This window comes from Paraglaciecola sp. MB-3u-78 (assembly GCF_002835935.1).
In the GTDB taxonomy this organism is placed as follows: domain Bacteria; phylum Pseudomonadota; class Gammaproteobacteria; order Enterobacterales; family Alteromonadaceae; genus Paraglaciecola.
Window position 1 is genome coordinate 264223 of record NZ_PJCF01000005.1, and the last position, 18864, is coordinate 283086.

Consider the following 18864-nt stretch of genomic DNA (forward strand, 5'->3'; position numbering starts at 1 on the left):
TCACTTTAAACCTCCAGCAATGGGCTAGTTTGTGCTGATATTCCAAGCTCATGAAACAATTCGTCGACAGTTGTGGCGACCATTTCTAAATCTTTGTTCTCAAACGCACTATAACTACCGAATGAGTGATCACACTTGCCTTCGTGCCCCATAAACCAGTCCGCAAGATCAGTGGCAAGCCCAACTTGTTCAAAATGCGTGCGCAATAGGTGTCGATAATAATTATTCTCACCAGGTAAATCAGGGAGCTGACCCAAAGGCGGTGATAGAGGTGAGTCAAATTGGAATGCCTCATTGCTGATGTAGCTTAGCAGGGGAGCGCTACTGTCCAGTATTTTTTGCGTTCCACTAGCAATGTCAGGATATTGAAACTCTGTGTTGCACTTCAGTAGTCGAATATGATCAACAAAGTTAAGAAGTTGTTGATGCGCAACGGTGCATAATTTAACGATACGTCTATGGTTGTGACCTGACTCTTTGTCATCAATAAATATGTAACCATACCTCAAGTCAAATACTGATAAATCGCCAAATGCATCTCGCTCTGGTCGGTGTCCCGTAGCGAGTTGTAGGACTCCTAAAGTGTAAGCTACATAACAATTTGCAGATGTCAGCAGGTCCAATTGCCTAGCACTCTTTTTTGAAAGTACATACAAATCCCTAAAATATTTGGAAACGTCATTTTTATTGGGCACTCTCAGGCTACCCCAACGGTTTTCATTTTTGGCCACCGGAAAGGTTAATTTGAGTGATGGATAAAGTGACCGCAGGTATTCACTGTAGCTGGCTAGTAAGGTCAATATTTGTGCGTTTTCATGAGCTGTATAGTGGATACCTGCATGAAACTCCAACTCTTTTCCTGCAATAGCTGCATAGCGCACCTCAGATATACCCCGATGAGCACAATATAATCGCAGATGTCGGGCCACCCTTACGTACGATAACCTTGTCCCTTCCTTGTGATTAATATCAGAAAGATTGTTTCTTGCAAAGGTAACTATATTTCGGATTGCCTCCTCGGTTAGTTGTACATTCTTAATGTCTGAAAATTGCTGAACGAGCTCTCTAGGGACTGGTATGTAACCTTTGTTTGATTTGTCAGAATAAGGCTTAACTTTTTTAAGGTGTTGACTGGCATATGGCCTATCAACGACGATAAAACCAAAACCTGCATTTTCATCAAGTTCGGATGGCATAGCAAAATCTATGCTTTCATCCAGCAGGTTTTCTACTTTTCTGCCCATTATCAGGCTAAGCAGAATTAGAGTTGACGTCAAAGATGGGTTTTCATTTGTATGTTTCAATAAACATAAAACCTCATGATCCGTTAGAAGCTCATAGTCACAGACATTTTGCTTCTCTGAGCGTGCAATAGACTTTTGAATTCTCTTACGCTTTATAGCAGCGTGCACGAGGCTATCCACTATTGGCTTGCTCATTCTTCGTCTCGCTTGTTGCGGTAATCTTCAACGTTCATCCGAACAGGCGAACGAGACTCATCAGAGTAAAACCGACAAAGTGTCTCCAGAGAGTTGCTTTTTGTGATTTGGCGAAACTTCGATTGAGTATGCTCTGGTGCGATATCGATAAAGTGAGCCAGTCGATACAACACAGATTCCCGATGAATGGAGGAATCGAGTAAATCAGCCACATAGCGCCAGGCTAATTCTTCAATGTCAGTTTCCGCAGACTGCCAGACCATAACCTTAAGCAATGTATCTTGATTTCTGCGACGCGGTAGTAATGGTTTCCAGTGATTGAACACCGAATAGTTTTTGTTGTCCTGGGCGAATATCACCCAAGGCGGGGAAACTTCGCTTAGGGTCAATATTTTGCCCCAGTCAGATTTCAATTGAAAAGCTAATGCTGTGGTAAATGCATATGCTGTTTTTGCCTCAGGATGGATGTTACACCCTCTTAGTGACACGTATTTGATCTTGACGGTAGCCATTCCTTATCTCCATTAACTTTGCCGTTCTTACCCTAATAAATGGAGGGCCTGATTGATAATGTCAAATCTTTTTATTCTATATTTTCTATGTATTTCAATGAATTACAAAAAAAATGATATTTTTAAGGTTTTTTTTGGAAAAATTATTTTTGAGAAAAAACCTTCGAAAACTAAGTAACAACGTTTTAATCGCTAAAGTTACATCAAGCTATTTTCAAAAATAGGGATTTCGGGGGTATGCATTGTTTAAGGAAGTGCTATCCACTTAGTTCGACCAACTACTACATGTTGTGTTTACTAGATTTAAGCTCGTCGATCTCCTGTGGTAAAGCGGACGTTTGGCAATACCAAATTACTGATAATTTAATTCGATAGTGGGCACCAATATCAATATAGTATTATTCTTTTTCAGGGCAAAAAACCACCATTGCGGAGAGTCGGCGTTTTCAGTAGATAGCCTCTTGAGTGTCAATACCCGTCACTCGGAGTCACTAAAGTTAAACTGATTTTCGCGATGAATTGTCAGTCTGGTTCGCAGCCTCAAAGGGCAGCTAACGACCTAAAGCGGTCGTAAAAGAATTCGAACTATCAGACTATATTGAGCGAAAAATCATGCGATTAATCAAACTTGACTGACGGCAATGAGCGATCAGCCGCCATACAATGTTTATAATTTGAATTTGAGGTCTGACGCTATAGCAGACGTTTGATTTATTTTAAAACGGACGTTACACAATCACATTCGTCGAATACCGCAACTTTACGAACAAAAAAAAGCACCTACCAAACTGGAAAGTACTTCTTGATGTTTTCTAAACTAAGATTATTTCTTAAATCTACGTGATGCTAAACCCACTAAACCTAATCCTAAAATAGCTAGTGTCGATGGTTCTGGTACGTTGGATACATCTAGCTGGACTGCAGATATCTTAGTAGTAAAAAATGCATTTGTATTTATATAGTCAGGCCATGTGTTTGCTCTGAATATGTTTTCGGTTGTTGAATCGAATGATCCTGCGTAATTATTCCCAACATTTACTGGCGCATTAACCATATTCGACAGGCTCGTACCCCAAAGCCAATCTACCTTATTCGTACCTAACGTTTGTGTACCATTTACAAACTCATGAGTAGTCCCGTCGATATTGAATTCGCCTATTATGTTGTTTGGATAATTACCACCGTCAACGAAAATGTGGATGAAATAATCAACATCAGCCAATAACGTAAACCCAGAGAAATTTGCGGGGCTGTTCCAGATATTTGTGGAGGCTACTGTTGTACCTTGTACAACATCATTTGTGCTTATAGCAATAAAACCTTTGTCATCTATATAAGAATTACCTGACAGTGATGTAATTAAAGCAGCGTTTGCAAATGCTCCTACAAACAAAGATGTTGCGATTAATAATGTCTTTAAAAATTTAAATTTCATTTGATATTCCTAATTTAACTCTTTCCAATTTTTTGGAAGGAAAACGTTAATAAAACAAGTCACTATCCATATGCAAATTAGATGCCAAATATTAAAAATGCTTTTGTTTCAATATTATAGAGGTTTATGGTGTTTTTTATAAAGCTAATCTGTAAAATAACCTGACAATAATGGTGAGCTAATCTGTTGATTCAACATGGATATATAAATAAATACTCAACCTTAAAAATATGGCGCTGTAAAAAGCCAATGAGTTGTTTAATTAACGTGTGAAACTGGAAAGTAAGCCACATAATTTCATGTTTAAGCTTATAAAACGATTAATTCAGAGATATGGCTGCTCAAACCATTAGCGATAAGCATTACAGGGGTTTTCAGACTAACACAAAGACTGCTTTAGGTGGGTTTACTTCCACTTCGCGCTATAAACTGATATTGATTAAACTCTCTCAAACGTTTTTGTGACTTGCTCATCAATCAATAAGTGTAGAAAACCCTGACAGTCCGCTTACAAGGTAAAGTCTAGATACAAAATAGGCTTAAAATCAAATGCGTATGACGGCTTATGGCACAAACCAGTAGTTAAAATTATATTTCAACTCATCCATCAATAGGCATATGTGGGCTGACAAATCATGCCTAGCCCACTTGTTACAGACTATTCTTGCGTAAAAGTTAAGCCCGCATTCGCAACAAGGCGTTTAATTAACTTGTCGCCCATGGCAGGCGCCGATGTCCAAATGCCACCTTTAGTCTCATTTGCGTCTTTTACTAAACAGATAGCGGCTTCGGCTATAATTTTTGACGTAGAGCCGTATCCGGGATCTCTGTCACCTGTCACGGCTACCTTAATGACATTACCTGTTTCGTCAGAGCCTACATATACCATGTCGTACAAACCTGCTTCCCGTTCTTCTTTACTGGGGCCTTCACCTGGTTTAGGTCCACCGTCACCGCCCATGCTTTTGTCATTCGCCATAGCGTTGGCAATAGTTTCGCCTTTTTCACCTGGTCCTGTCATAAACATTTCGTCATATACAAAATCGTCGCCATATTCACTTTTCAACAGAAAGTTAGAACGCTGAACGTTGCGTGTGTTAATGGCTGCCATCACAAAAGGTGTCACCCAAGAGCCTAAGTCTTCTTCGTAGTAAGGTTTGTTGCCGTATGGTTGATCGGCACCTTTGAAGCCTGGGGTGAGAGAAAATGGGTTAAGTAACGCCTGCATTTTGGCGGGGTCTTTTTTGGCCGCTACTAGGGTGGCTTTAAAGCTAGCAGCTGTGCCGCCAGAAAAAGTCCCTTTCATTTTTCTAACTCGGCATCTTACTCTGGGCATAACATGACCAAATTTTTCTTTGGCTAGTTGTTGCAAGTGATAAACACCTAGGTCCGATGGTATAGAGTCAAAACCACAAGAGAACACAATACGTGCGCCACTGGCTTTAGCTGCTTCTTCATGGGCAGGGATCATTTCACTCATCCATACCGGCTCACCACATAAATCTACGTAATCTACACCAGACTTAGCGCACATTGCCACCAAATCAGAGCCGTACAACTGATAGGGGCCCACAGTCGTCAATACCAATTTGGTATTGTCTAACATAGCTTGGATCGAGCTTAAATCTTCAGAGTCGGCGACAACCAAAGGTGTGTCTGGCGGTGCACCAATTTCATCTCGAACTTGAGCGAGTTTTTTATTGCTTCTGCCGGCCATTGCCCATTTCACCGAACTATCGCCGGGGTACTGTTTCACCAAATACTCGGCCACTAATCGGCCTGTAAACCCAGTTGCACCATAAATAACAATATCGAATTTTTTATTTTTACTCATTAGACACTTCCTTCACTTTTTTATTACTTTTAGTGTCTTGAGTGTAATGGGGATTATCTATAATTTTAATTTATTTGGGTAATAGCTAACTATATTCTTTAGTAATAAATAGATGCGTTATTAATTGAATTGATTGATAAGGAGTTGGGGTCATGATTCATAAAAAGATGAATAACAGCGCAAAAAAAACGAGTCATCATGACTCGTTTTGTATTCAGAAGATTCACTAAAGCACTCTAGTTACCAATGTTTATTAAGCTGTAACAATCTTACAAGCATTAGTACCACCGATTGTTTCCATTACATCGCCGTAGGTCATAATGAACTGGTCACCGGGTTCTAAAATACCTTTTTCTAATAAAATGGCCACCACATCATTTTTCAGTTGACCCGGATCACTGCCTCTTGAATCAAAAAATACTGGCATCACACCACGGTATAATGCCATTTTATTAAGCGTACTTTCGTGTCTAGACATCGCATAAATGGACAGAGAGGTTGTCATTCGTGACATTAACAAAGGTGTGCTACCACTTTCGGTTAAAGAGACAATTGCCTTTATCGTACTTAAGTGGTTAGCTGAATACACCGCGCTTAGGGCAACTGTTTCGCTAACAGAGCTAAAGGATTCATCCATTCTATGCTTTGAAATAGTCACGCTTGGATGCGTCTCTGCGCCAACGCAGACACGTGCCATAGCTTGTACCGTTTCTACTGGGTATTCACCTGCGGCTGTTTCGGCTGATAACATGACGGCGTCAGTGCCATCTAATACTGCATTCGCTACGTCCATCACTTCAGCACGAGTAGGCATAGGGCTTGTTATCATTGACTCCATCATTTGGGTGGCGGTAATCACGACTTTATTCAGCTGCCTAGAGCGAGCGATGAGTTTCTTCTGCACACCGACTAATTCGGCATCGCCAATTTCAACACCTAAGTCGCCACGAGCCACCATCACTGCGTCAGATGCTTCGATAAGGTCGTCAATGGCTTCGTCAGAGGCAACTGTTTCTGCACGTTCTACTTTTGCGCATATCATGGCATAACAACCGGCTTTTTCAGCAAGTTGACGGGCATAACGCAAATCGTCACCAGAACGAGGAAAAGACACTGCCAGATAGTCCACACCAATCTTTGCTGCGGTCACAATATCTTCTTTATCTTTGGCGGTGAGTGCTTCAGCAGATAAACCACCACCTTGACGGTTAATGCCTTTATTATTTGATAATTTGCCAGCTACTGTGACTTCGGTATGTACTTTATTACCTTCAACACTCGTCACTTTGAGTTGAATACGCCCATCATCAAGTAACAATAAATCGCCATTGATGACGTCTTGGGGTAAGGCTTTATAATCAATGCCAACTGCTTGCTGGTTGCCATCATCACGGCCCATATCTGCATCTAGAATAAAGTGATCACCAATCTTTAAGATAATCGACCCATCAACGAATTTAGCTACACGAATTTTTGGCCCTTGCAAGTCACCCAAAATAGCGACGTATTTACCTAATTTTTTTGCTGCTGTGCGAACTTTTTCCGCTCGGTTAATATGATCTTCGGCCGTTCCATGGGAAAAGTTCATGCGAACCACATTGGTTCCAGCTTTAATAATCGCTTCAATTTGTTCCACTGTATCTGTAGATGGACCTAAGGTAGCAAGTATTTTTGTTCGTCTTAACATAGGTTGGTTACTCTGTTGTTATGGCGTATATGTTGCCTCTCTTCGCAATACGTACTGCTTAGAATTGGCGGAGTTCAATAAATTAAGCATAGCCTCTCTAAAGCTTTAGTTCTCATTGTAGAGATCTTAAAATTAGATAGTTATAAATTAACAAAACTGTAATTTTATTACAAAAATAATAGTGCAAAATAGTCAGAAAGTGAAATTATTCTAATAAAAAAGAGCCTGTTGGCTCTATATTAGAAAAAATAGACAGGTTATTAATTTAATCACCGCGTTTATCAAATCTTGAACCCCGTAAGGTATCTTTCACACGTTTAAGGTTTTCTCTGAATTTATTACCTCTTCTGAGGGTGAAACCTGTTGCCAAAATATCAATGAGTACAAGCTGAGCAATACGGGATGCCATAGGCATATACATATCGGTATCTTCTGGGACTTCTAGGGATAACACCAAACTACACTCTTTAGCTAGTGGGCTATCTTTAGAAGTAATACCCATGACAGTTGCATCATTGCCTCTGGCAATTTGGGCTATTTCTACCAAACTTTTTGTTCTGCCAGTGTGAGAAATTAAGACGACTACATCACCTTCACCGGAGTTCATGCAGCTCATACGTTGCATGATAATATCTTCAAAATAAATTACCGGAATGTTGAACCTAAAAAATTTGTTTAATGCATCGTGGGCTACTGAAGCGGAAGCACCTAAACCAAAAAAAGATATTTTTTGTGCTTGAGTTAACAAGTCTACTGCACGGTTAATAGTGGCAATGTCAACTGATTGGCGTGCTACTTCGAGAGAGGCCATAGTGGATTCAAATATTTTATGGGTATATTCTTCGGGGCCATCGTTTTCTTCAACATGACGATTGACATAAGGTGTTCCATTAGCGAGGCTTTGTGCTAAATGTAATTTAAAATCTGGATAGCCTTTAGTATCCAATCTGCGACAAAAGCGATTCACTGTGGGTTCACTTACCCCTGACATTTTTGCTAGCGTGGCAATACTACTGTGTATCGCCGTTTGTGGATTCGCTAATATGACTTCTGCAACTTTGCGCTCAGACTTACTAAAAACAGAATTATGTTGGGTTATTTTTTCTAGAATATTCATGCGCGCATCCAAAACTTCATTATAATGGTCCCACTCAACTGCGAGTATTGAGCTTGGCTTTTACACTCAGAGTACTATATTTGTAATTTTTTAACAGGAATTCTTTCGATTTAATGGACTAAACCACTCATGATGACAATTTTACCCGTCAAAAACGCGTAAAAGTTGTAAACTTACTACAAATGATGTTAAGTTTTACGTTATGCGTTGGTGATTGGGTTGTAACGACTATTTGTTATGACAATTAACACTATCTATCAAAATAAAGTAGGCAGAAAAAATGGTTTTGGAAAATTCATTCGAACCTTGTGATTTCGTGTTGTTTGGTACAAAAGGCGATTTGGCCAGACGTAAACTTTTACCTTCTTTATATCAACTCGAAAAAGCTGATTTGATGCATGCCGAAACAAAAGTGATCGGTGTGGCGCGTCAAGATATCAGTAAAGAAGAGTACGTGGCACTCGTAAAAGAAAATATTGAAAAGTTTTCTAAAGAGGCGCTCTGCGAAAAAACTTGGAAGCGATTCTCTGAAAAATTAGACTATGTATTAGTCGACATGAAAAACGCAGAGAGTTACAAAGCGTTTAAAGAACATGTCGATCCCAAGCGGTTGATGGTTTGTTACTTTGCCACGCCTCCTGCCATTTTTGGTGATATTTGTCTTGGGTTGAAAGCGGCTAAGATTATCGATAAAAGTATGCGTGTTGTCTTAGAAAAGCCCATTGGTCACGACTTAGCATCATCTAAAGTGATCAACGATCAAGTTGCAGAGTTCTTTGATGAAAGTCAGATTTACCGAATTGATCATTATTTGGGAAAAGAGACGGTTCTGAACTTGATCGCATTGCGTTTTGCCAACTCGATATTTGCGACTAACTGGGATCATAATTGCATCGACCATGTGCAAATTAGTGTCGCTGAGTCTGTAGGCATTGAAGGCCGTTGGGGATACTTTGACGAAGCTGGGCAAATGCGCGACATGGTGCAAAACCACTTGTTGCAAATCCTGACTCTGGTTGCCATGGAGCCTCCTGCCAATTTGGATGCGGATAGTATTCGCGATGAAAAACTCAAGGTACTTAAAGCATTACGCCCTATTAATGCGAGCAATGTTCGTCAGAATACTGTTCGTGGTCAATATGTCGGTGGATTTGTTAAAGGTCAAGAAGTACCAGGTTATTTAGACGAGCCTGATGCGAATACATCCAGCGAATCGGAAACCTTTATTGCATTAAAGGTCGAATTGGATAATTGGCGTTGGGCTGGGGTGCCATTTTATTTGCGTACCGGAAAACGTTTACCCAATAAAACCAGTGAAGTGGTGATCTATTTCAAACGTCAACCTCATAACTTATTTAAAGACAGTTTCCCAGAATTACCACCGAACAAATTAACCATTCGGTTGCAGCCTGATGAAGGGGTTGAAGTGACTGTCATGAATAAAGTGCCAGGACTCACTGGAAGGGGGTCAATGGACTTGCAAAAATCTAAGTTGAATTTGAGCTTTTCTGACACATTCAAAGATGATCGCATTCCTGATGCCTATGAAAAGCTGTTATTGGAAGTCATGTTGGGTAATCAAGCCTTATTTGTTCGTCGTGACGAAGTAGAGGCCGCATGGAAGTGGGTTGATGGTATCCTAGCTGCTTGGAAAAACAGCAACGAACCACCTGAACCTTATCAGGCCGGTACATGGGGGCCAGTAGCGTCAATTGCGTTACTCGCTCGTGAAGACAGAGCTTGGTATGAAAGCCGCATGGGAAAAAAATAATGGCGTTATCGCAATCTAAATTTAGAACAACCGCACAACTCAATACTGCATTCTCTCGTAAAATCACGAAGTTACTGAGAGATGGCATCGAAGAAAATGGCCGAGCAAGCCTAGTCGTATCCGGTGGGAGAACTCCCGCTGACCTGTTTAATATATTGTCAAAATCGAACCTAGAGTGGGACAAAGTTGATATCAGTTTGGCAGATGAACGCTGGGTAGATAATACTGACGATGCATCTAACGAAAAAATGCTTCGCACCCAGTTACTTATCAACAATGCTGCTAATGCTAATTTTGTGCCGTTGAAAACGCAACATAGCGATGCCGAAGAGGCAGTATTAACCTGTACCGAGAATTTACAAAAAATGCGCACTCCCTTTGATGTGCTGATTCTAGGTATGGGTGAAGATGGCCACACTGCGTCGTTGTTTCCTTGCTCAGAACAAATTGCCCAAGGCTTAGATCTTGAGTCAGGCAATTCATTTATTGCGGTTCAGCCTATCACCGCACCCAATCAACGTATGTCATTGACCTTGCCAGCATTATTAAACAGCAATCAAATATTTTTGCATCTCACCGGTGAAAGCAAAAAAGAGGTGTTAAATAAGGTTCTGTCAGATGAAGACCCCTTTGCTATGCCGATTAGAGCCGTCATCAATAACGCTGATGTCGAGCTTTTGTGGGCCCCCTGATTCAATTTAAGTTATAGGAAAAATCGATGAACCCTGTTATCCAAGAAGTCACAGACCGAATTATTCAGCGGAGCCAAAGTACGCGGAAAAGTTATTTAGAAAAGATTGAAAGTGCACGCTTGCAAGGCCCTCATCGAGGCTCATTGTCTTGTGGCAACTTAGCTCATGGCTTTGCTGCTTGTGGCACCGAAGATAAAACCGACTTGCGTAGCATGACTAAATCGAATATTGCGATAGTGTCTTCTTATAACGATATGCTCTCGGCTCATCAACCTTATGAAGCCTTTCCGGCTCAGCTAAAACGGGCGATTAATGCGGTGGGTAGTGTCGCCCAATTTGCTGGTGGCGTACCTGCTATGTGCGACGGTGTTACTCAAGGTACGCCGGGCATGGATTTGAGCCTGATGAGCCGTGATGTGATTGCAATGGCCACGGCTGTTGCGCTTTCACATAATATGTTTGATGGCACCTTGATGTTAGGTATTTGCGACAAAATCGTCCCTGGTTTATTGCTTGGTGCCTTGAGTTTTGGTCATTTACCTACGGTATTTGTCCCTGCAGGACCCATGCCTTCGGGTCTCCCGAACAAAGAAAAGGCGCGAGTACGCCAAGCTTATGCTGAGGGTAAAGTCGGTCGCGAAGAGTTGCTAGATGCTGAATCAAAGTCTTATCACTCAGCCGGTACTTGCACCTTTTATGGCACCGCGAATAGTAATCAATTGGTAGTGGAAATAATGGGTCTACATCTCCCTGGTTCGTCATTTGTTAATCCAGGCACACCTTTACGTGACGCATTAACAGATGCCGCTGCAAGGCAAGTTACCCGTATTACTGATTTAGGTGACGACTATCGTCCGATTGGTCACATAGTGGATGCCAAAGCCATTGTAAATGGTTTGGTAGGTCTGTTGGCTACTGGTGGTTCAACAAATCACACTATGCATTTAGTTGCTGTGGCTAGAGCCGCAGGATACATCGTCAACTGGGATGATTTTGCAGATATTTCTAGCGCAGTACCCTTATTAACTCGCATTTACCCTAACGGTTCAGCCGACATTAACCACTTCACTGCAGCAGGCGGTATGGGATTGTTGATCAGAGAATTGTTAGAAGGTGGGTTACTGCATAACGATGTGCAAACCATATGTGGTCAAGGGTTAGAGCAATATACTAAAGAGCCAATAATAGAACATGGCGAACTGGTATGGCGCGACGGGCCAAGAGAATCATTTGATAAACAAGTCGTTGCTACTGTTAAAGAGCCATTTAAGGCTGACGGCGGTTTATCTGTATTGTGCGGTAATTTAGGCCGTGCAGTTATGAAAACCTCTGCTTTACGTGAACCACATTGCAAAATTAAAGCGCCAGCTGTGGTATTTGAAGACCAGTTTGAGTTGCACGCGGCGTTTAAAGCCGGTGAGCTAAATAAGGATTGTGTGGTGGTCGTGCGCTTTCAAGGGCCCTCTGCTATTGGTATGCCTGAATTACACAGTTTGACTCCACCTTTAGCGGTATTGCAAGACAGGGGTTTTAAAGTTGCATTAGTTACAGACGGACGTATGTCTGGCGCTTCAGGTAAAGTGCCAGCGGCTATCCATGTCACTCCTGAAGCATTAAAAGGCGGTATATTAGCTAAGGTACAAAATGGTGATATGCTCGAACTTAATACTGAAACTGGTGCGATGGATATTCTTATCAGTGAAGAAGAATTAGCCAAGCGCGAGGCTAAGGTGCCCGACGTTGCAAAACATCAAATTGGCATGGGCCGTGAAATGTTTGCTGGTATGCGCTCAACATTAACCGGTGCAGAGCAGGGAGCTTGCTCATTGTTCGTTGGCCAGGACTAATCAAATGTCAAAATTTGTTGCGGATGTAGGTGGTACTAATATTCGTTTGGCACAATTAGATAGTGGCAGACTGTGTCATATCAAAAAATATTTGTGTAGTGATTATAAGACCATAGGGACTGTTATTGGAGCATATATAGCTGAATTTCCTGAGGTGAGTTTTACTGCGGGATGTTTAGGTGTCGCTTGCCCAGTAAATGGTGATGTGATTTCTATGACCAACAATGACTGGCAGTTTTCTATCTCCCAATTACAAGCTGAGTTAGGCTTAGATTGGTTAGGGGTGATTAACGATTTCACTGCAGTTGCCTATGCCGTTACTGTATTAACCAATCAACAGAAAGAACAAGTTGGTCAAGGGCATGCAAATGATTTTGACAACATGGCTGTTTTTGGTCCTGGTACTGGACTTGGGGTGAAACACTTAACTCATACATCAGAAGGTTGGTTGGCATTAGATGGTGAGGGTGGTCATGTTGATTTTGCTCCAGTGGATGAGGTGGATATCGCTATTTGGCAATTTTTAACCAATAAATTTGGCCATGCTTCTGCTGAAGAAGTGCTTTCCGGTCGTGGTTTGGTGCATATATATCAAGCTATTGCCAAGCATAAAGGATTATTAGCACCATTGGATGAGCCTGCTGATATCACTGAACGAGCCCTTGACGGTAGTTGCCCATTAAGCGTGGCTACATTGTTACAATTCTGCAAAATCTTGGGTAGCTTTGCAGGAAACCTTGCCCTTAATTTAGGGACACGTGGTGGCGTGTATATTGGAGGTGGCATTGCCCCTCGTTTCACCAATTTTATTAAACAAAGTGATTTTCGGTTACGTTTTGAGGCCAAGGGTCGATTTCGTGACTATGTAGCTTGCATACCGACTTTCATTATTACTGAGCCGGATCATGGTTTGATTGGTGCGATGGCTTATTTAAATCAAAATTGTAAAGGTTAAGTTCAATGACAAAAAAATGGAAAATCACATCGGAAGAAATATTCAGTCAAGGGCCTGTTGTGCCTGTATTGGTGATTAAAAATATTGAACACGCGGTGCCATTGGCTAAAGCACTTATCGCTGGAGGTATTCGGGTATTAGAAGTGACTTTACGTACAGACGCTGCCCTAGAAGTGATTGCAAAAATTGCTAAGGAAGTACCAGAAGCGATTATCGGTGCAGGTACAGTGACAAATCGTGCTCAATTACAACAAGTCATAGATGCAGGTGCTAAGTTTGCGATTAGCCCGGGATTAACCTCTGATTTACTCAAGGCTGGAAACGAAGGCAATATTGCGCTTATTCCTGGTATTTCATCTATTTCAGAATTGATGACAGCTGTTGATCATGGTTATACCCATTTGAAATTTTTTCCTGCTGAAGCATCAGGTGGCGTGAAAGCCCTTAAAGCTATCGGTGGTCCTTTCCCTGATATTAAATTCTGTCCAACAGGTGGTATTAGTCCAAGCAATTACAATGATTATTTAGCATTACCTAATGTTTGTTGTGCTGGTGGCTCTTGGTTAGCTCCAGAAGATGTCATGATCAATGGTGAATGGGATAAAATTACTGAGCTTGCAAAACAAGCGGTAGCTGGCGTTAAATAATTTTAATTCCAGTAATGCTAAAAACGCCGCATTAGTGGCTTTTTTATTGTCTATGAAAAAGTGTTAATGCTAACTTGGTTATTCCAAATTAACATTAACATGTCCTACACTTATTGAATCAAAATAGTTGCTTTAACGATTGCCACTTCTTCGCTAGTTTTGCCACTTCTCGATCCGATTTTTTCCATACGTTCAAGCACTTCCATGCCCTGTACAACTTGACCAAATATAGTGTGTTTTCCATCTAACCAAGGCGTAGCCGTGAAGGTTAAGAAAAATTGACTACCGTCGGTAATTGGACCGGAATTCGCCATACTCAGTAACCCTCCCTGAGTATGTTTGATGTCATCACTAAATTCCCCTGCATATTTATAACCTGGGTTACCCCTACCATTACCTAAGGGGTCGCCACCTTGAGCCATAAAGCCAGGGATAATTCGATGGAATAGGGTGTTGTCGTAAAAACCTAAAGTGGTTAAATATAGTGTGCTAGACACATGCATGGGGGCAATGTCTGGCATAAGTTCGATAACAATCTCACCCTTATTAGTTGTTAATTGCCAGAGGTAAGTTATATCTTGGCTAAAGGTGAATTCGGTGGGTTGCGGTAACGTTGTTTTCCAGTCTTCTTGGGTTTTATCAATCTTTTGTTGGTTGATAAATTGTTGTGCATCCTTGATGGCTTGGTCTTGGAATAAGTCGCAGCCAGATATTATGAAACTAATAAAAAACACAACCAAAAGTTGTGTTTTGGGGATCAGATATGCATTCATTGCGGGCCTAATTTACGAGTATTTAAACCGCTAGCTTAAACACTTTAGATTTTCGTTGAAAGTTGTAAAGCAGTTTTTTCTTGGTTGGCAATTCGTCTAGGCTGATTTCAACAAAGCCTTGCTCTTGAAACCAGTGGGCTGTAACAGTAGTGAGCACAAAAATGAAGTCCAAGCCTTGTTCTCGTGCCTGTATTTTGATGGCATCTAATAGCCGTTCGCCACGATTGCCACCACGATAGTCGTTATGGGTAGCAACACAGGCTAGCTCACCCATTTTCTCTTCTAAATAAGGATAGAGCGCGGCGCAAGCTATAGTCATACCGTCTCGTTCAATCAAGGCAAATTGTTCGATTTCTTGCTCTAGATGTTCCCTTGAGCGTTTAACCAAGATACCAGTTTCTTCTAAAGGCTTGATCAGTTTAAGAATACCACCTACATCTTCTATATTGGCTTGGCGCAGTTGTTCATATAATGCTTGGGATACTAGTGAGCCTGCGCCATCACGGGTAAATAGCTCTTGTAGAAGCGCACCATCTTGACGATAACTAACAGTGTGACAACGGCTAATGCCCGCTTCTAAACTAGAGACTATGGCTTGTAATGACTGTTTTTCAGAGGCGTAAAAAGGCTCATTCAACATGGCGTAGAGCGCGTCTAATTCTAAATTTCTTAGGAGTTTTCCATCTTGGTTAACTATGCCGTCTTGGTAGTTAAATAATATGAGTTTGTCGGCTTTAAGTGCGATCGCAGCTTTGGTGGCCACGTCTTCATGAGATAAATTAAATATTTCGCCAGTGGCTGAGTATCCCATTGGGGATAACAACACAATGGAGCCGTCATTTAGATGGTCGTTTATGCCATCTACATCGATACGGCGAACTAGGCCTGTATTTTCAAAATCTACCCCATCGCGGACACCTATAGGCATCGCAACCACTAGATTACCGGAACACACACGGATATGTGAGCCGTGCATGGGCGAATTAGCCAGCCCCATAGTTAATAACGCTTCTACCTGAGCGCGCAGCGAACCTGCTGCGTCTTTTACACATTCAAGGGTTTGTTTATCGGTGATGCGAATACCTTGGTGAAAGCGAGATGGCAAGTTACGTAGTATCACGCGCTGATCGATTTGCGGTCTTGCACCATGTACTAAAACTAAACGCACACCTAAGCTGTTTAACAAGGCAATATCATGAATGATATTGGCAAAGTTAGCTTCTTCAATGGCTTCGCCACCAAACATCAAAACAAAGGTTTTACCCCTGTGGGCATTGATGTATGGCGCCGAGTTACGAATAATTTTGACGCTGTCGATATGTGAAACGACCACAAATAAATCCTTACTTAATTTGCGCTAATTCAGCGTTTAGCGCTTTTGTTACTGGGTCAATCCCCGTCCCACCCAAGATGCTGCGTTTATTCACTAAATATTCTAGTTGCAATATTTCGTAAACATCGTTTTCAATTAAGTTTGAGAATTGCTGCAACTCAGTAATGCTTAACTCTTCGATGGCTTTTTTCTTCTCTAGCGCGGCTAATACCACTTGACCTGAAATATCATGAGCGGTTCTAAAGGGGATACCTTTAGCTACAAGATAATCGGCCAGTTCAGTGGCATTCGCATAACCTTCACGAGCTGCCTTAGCACATCGCTCTGAGTCCAACTTGATACTGTCAATGACTTCGCAGGCAATACATAAACAGATATGCCACTGAGTCACCGCATCCAGCAAACCTTCTTTGTCTTCTTGCATGTCTTTGTTGTAAGCAAGGGGTAAACCTTTCATGGTCACTAACATGCCTTGTAAACTTCCAAATACACGGCCACATTTACCACGCATCAGTTCTAGGGCATCGGGGTTTTTCTTTTGTGGCATCAATGATGAGCCAGAGGTCACTTCATCACCTAATGTAATAAATCCGGCTTCACCTGAGTTAAAGAAAATCAAGTCTTCGGCCATACGCGACATGTGCATCATGCTGGTGCTGGCAGTAAATAAAAGCTCCAATACAAAATCCCGGTCCGACACCGCATCTAAGCTATTTAAACAGGGACTATCAAAGCCTAACTCACTGGCAATTTCATAACGATCAATAGGGTAAGTTGTCCCTGCTAACGCGCCACAACCAAGGGGTGACTGATTTAAACGCACTCTTAAGTCACGTAAGCGACTAATGTCACGTTTAAACATTTCCACATAGGCTAAACACCAGTGTGGGTAACGCACAGGTTGCGCCCGTTGTAAGTGAGTATAACCGGGCAATATAACCGTTTTATTGTTATTAGCCGTGCCAACTAAAGAGGCCTTGACGTTTTCTAAGTCGTCAATCAATAAGTCAACGTGTTCACGTGTCCACAATCTAAAGTCTGTGGCCACTTGATCATTACGGCTTCGACCCGTGTGCAGTTTGCGGGCTATATCACCAAGTTGTTCTATCAGCGTGGCTTCAACAAAGCTATGAATGTCTTCTTCATCGCTTGCATCAAAGTCCAAGGTGCCTGCTTCGGCTTTAACTAACAATGCTTGCAGCGCTTGTTCAAGCTGCTGTTGTTCGTCTTGGGTTAATACACCGGCTTTATATATCGCTTTTGACCAAGTAATAGAACCGAGGATATCTTGGCTAGCGAGTGCACGGTCGAAGGGTAACGAATCGTTCACCTTTCTAAACATCGCACTGCTGCCATCTTGGAAACGCCCGCCCCACAAGCTCATTATTCGCTACCTGTATTTTTAAAGGCTAAGCCTTTTTTATTCATGGCTTCGATACGGCTAGATAAGCTGTATAAACGGATGAAACCTTCGGCGTGGCTTTGGTCGTATACGTCATCTGCGCCAAAAGTAGCAAAGTCTTCCGAATATAAGCTGTTAGGAGATTTTCTTTGGGTAACTGTAGCTTGGCCTTTGTAGAGTTTAACTACAATTTCACCTGTGACCTTTTCTGCGAAACTGGCGGCGCCTGCTAATAAGGCATCATTTAATGCAGTAAACCAGCGACCGTCATACATCACATGTGAATATTCAAGACCGATTTGTTCACGGTATTTAAGTGATGCTTTGTCTAAGACCAAACACTCAAGGGCTTTATAAGCTTTCATCATGACTGTGCCGCCTGGCGTTTCGTAACAACCACGAGATTTCATGCCAACTAAACGGTTTTCAACAATGTCAATACGGCCTACACCATGGGCTGCTGCAATTTTGTTAAGGGCCATTAAAACGCCGTAAGGTGTTAATGATTCACCATTTACTTTGGTTAACTTGCCTTCTTCGAAGCTAAGTTGCACACGTTCTGACTTATTTGGAGCGTCTTCTGGATCAACGGTTAACGTCCAGATCCCTTTAGTGGGTTCACACCAAGGATCTTCTAACTCACCACCTTCGTGAGATATATGCCAAGCGTTTGCGTCACGGCTATAAATTTTAGTTAAAGATGCTGAGCATTCAATGTTACGTTCGGCTAGGTAATCAAGTAGATCTTCACGCGATACCATGTCCCACTCACGCCAAGGGGCTATCACCGCCAATTGTGGCGCAAGAGCTGCAAAGGTGCCTTCAAAACGAACTTGGTCGTTACCTTTACCAGTACAACCATGACAAAGGGCATCCGCACCCACTTTAAGGGCAATTTCGACTTGCGCTTTAGCAATGATAGGTCGAGCCATAGACGTACCTAGTAAGTACTCACCCTCGTATACCGCTCCAGTAGTAATGGTTGGGTAAATATAGTCAGCAACAAACTCTTCTTTCAAGTCAACGATATAACATTCACTTGCGCCAGTGGCGAGAGCCTTTTCACGAAGCCCAATTAATTCCTCATCGCCTTGACCTACATCGGCTGCAAAAGCGATAACTTCACAGTTATAGGTTTCGATTAACCAAGGAATGATAGCTGATGTATCTAGCCCACCTGAATATGCCAACACTACTTTTTTGAATTCTTTGTTTGCTTTAATAGCCATGATATTTCCTGTTTAAAGGCAGCTGCGAGCTTCGAGATAATGGCCACGAGCTAACACATTGCTGCATTAATTTAATCTGATTTAATAAAGTGATTTATGATTGACACTCTATCTACAATATTTTTTACACTCTGCTCGTAGCTCGTAGCTCGTAGCTCGTAGCTCGTAGCTCGTAGCTCGTAGCTCGTAGC

15 protein-coding genes are annotated in these 18864 nt (G+C 41.8%); 5 read left to right on the top strand and 10 right to left on the bottom strand.

Features of this window, described 5'->3' with window-relative positions:
* Positions 1 to 5 precede the first annotated feature (5 nt).
* From CXF95_RS12240 to CXF95_RS12265, 6 genes are all read right to left on the bottom strand, one after another.
* Positions 6 to 1439, bottom strand: a complete 1434-nt coding sequence (locus CXF95_RS12240) for a hypothetical protein (protein WP_101198966.1) — start codon at positions 1437 to 1439, stop codon at positions 6 to 8.
* Positions 1436 to 1951: a hypothetical protein gene (locus tag CXF95_RS12245; RefSeq protein ID WP_101198967.1), complete on the bottom strand. Its 516-nt coding sequence runs from the start codon at positions 1949 to 1951 to the stop codon at positions 1436 to 1438. Before CXF95_RS12245 ends, CXF95_RS12240 begins: the two co-directional genes overlap by 4 nt.
* Before the next feature lie 823 nt (positions 1952 to 2774).
* Positions 2775 to 3386 carry a PEP-CTERM sorting domain-containing protein gene (locus tag CXF95_RS12250; RefSeq protein WP_101198968.1) on the bottom strand — a complete coding sequence of 204 codons (612 nt, stop codon included), beginning with the start codon at positions 3384 to 3386 and terminating at the stop codon, positions 2775 to 2777.
* Positions 3387 to 4044: 658 nt separating this feature from the next.
* Complete coding sequence (locus CXF95_RS12255) at positions 4045 to 5220, bottom strand: trans-acting enoyl reductase family protein (RefSeq protein WP_101198969.1); 1176 nt, start codon at positions 5218 to 5220, stop codon at positions 4045 to 4047.
* A gap of 253 nt (positions 5221 to 5473) precedes the next feature.
* On the bottom strand, positions 5474 to 6907 hold the full coding sequence (gene pyk, locus CXF95_RS12260; protein WP_101198970.1) for a pyruvate kinase: 1434 nt from the start codon (positions 6905 to 6907) through the stop codon (positions 5474 to 5476).
* A gap of 265 nt (positions 6908 to 7172) precedes the next feature.
* Positions 7173 to 8024: a MurR/RpiR family transcriptional regulator gene (locus CXF95_RS12265; RefSeq protein WP_101198971.1), complete on the bottom strand. Its 852-nt coding sequence runs from the start codon at positions 8022 to 8024 to the stop codon at positions 7173 to 7175.
* Positions 8025 to 8304: 280 nt separating this feature from the next.
* On the opposite strand from CXF95_RS12265, the gene zwf reads away from it, so the two are divergent.
* The 5 genes from zwf to CXF95_RS12290 are packed head-to-tail and all read left to right on the top strand — an operon-like array spanning position 8305 to position 13936.
* The gene (gene zwf, locus CXF95_RS12270) at positions 8305 to 9795 is read left to right on the top strand and encodes a glucose-6-phosphate dehydrogenase (protein ID WP_101198972.1); all 1491 of its coding nucleotides are present in this window, start codon (positions 8305 to 8307) and stop codon (positions 9793 to 9795) included.
* On the top strand, positions 9795 to 10487 hold the full coding sequence (pgl, locus tag CXF95_RS12275; protein ID WP_101198973.1) for a 6-phosphogluconolactonase: 693 nt from the start codon (positions 9795 to 9797) through the stop codon (positions 10485 to 10487). Before zwf ends, pgl begins: the two co-directional genes overlap by 1 nt.
* A gap of 26 nt (positions 10488 to 10513) precedes the next feature.
* Positions 10514 to 12334, top strand: a complete 1821-nt coding sequence (edd, locus tag CXF95_RS12280) for a phosphogluconate dehydratase (RefSeq protein ID WP_101198974.1) — start codon at positions 10514 to 10516, stop codon at positions 12332 to 12334.
* A gap of 4 nt (positions 12335 to 12338) precedes the next feature.
* The gene (locus CXF95_RS12285; protein ID WP_101198975.1) at positions 12339 to 13289 is read left to right on the top strand and encodes a glucokinase; all 951 of its coding nucleotides are present in this window, start codon (positions 12339 to 12341) and stop codon (positions 13287 to 13289) included.
* 5 nt (positions 13290 to 13294) lie between these two features.
* On the top strand, positions 13295 to 13936 hold the full coding sequence (locus CXF95_RS12290; RefSeq protein WP_101198976.1) for a bifunctional 4-hydroxy-2-oxoglutarate aldolase/2-dehydro-3-deoxy-phosphogluconate aldolase: 642 nt from the start codon (positions 13295 to 13297) through the stop codon (positions 13934 to 13936).
* Positions 13937 to 14046: 110 nt separating this feature from the next.
* Here the strand turns inward: CXF95_RS12290 and CXF95_RS12295 are convergent, their stop codons facing one another.
* Genes CXF95_RS12295 through CXF95_RS12310 form a run of 4 tightly spaced genes read right to left on the bottom strand, consistent with a single transcriptional unit; the run spans position 14047 to position 18673 of the window.
* Positions 14047 to 14709 carry a peptidylprolyl isomerase gene (locus CXF95_RS12295; RefSeq protein WP_101198977.1) on the bottom strand — a complete coding sequence of 221 codons (663 nt, stop codon included), beginning with the start codon at positions 14707 to 14709 and terminating at the stop codon, positions 14047 to 14049.
* A gap of 22 nt (positions 14710 to 14731) precedes the next feature.
* Positions 14732 to 16042: an amino-acid N-acetyltransferase gene (argA, locus tag CXF95_RS12300; RefSeq protein WP_101198978.1), complete on the bottom strand. Its 1311-nt coding sequence runs from the start codon at positions 16040 to 16042 to the stop codon at positions 14732 to 14734.
* Positions 16043 to 16052: 10 nt separating this feature from the next.
* Positions 16053 to 17426 (bottom strand): argininosuccinate lyase, encoded by a 1374-nt coding sequence (argH, locus tag CXF95_RS12305; protein ID WP_101198979.1) that lies wholly within the window; start codon positions 17424 to 17426, stop codon positions 16053 to 16055.
* Entirely contained in the window at positions 17426 to 18673 is a 1248-nt protein-coding gene (locus CXF95_RS12310) for an argininosuccinate synthase (RefSeq protein ID WP_101198980.1), read from the bottom strand. The genes argH and CXF95_RS12310 overlap by 1 nt, the downstream gene beginning before the upstream one ends.
* Between the last annotated feature and the right edge of the window lie 191 nt (positions 18674 to 18864).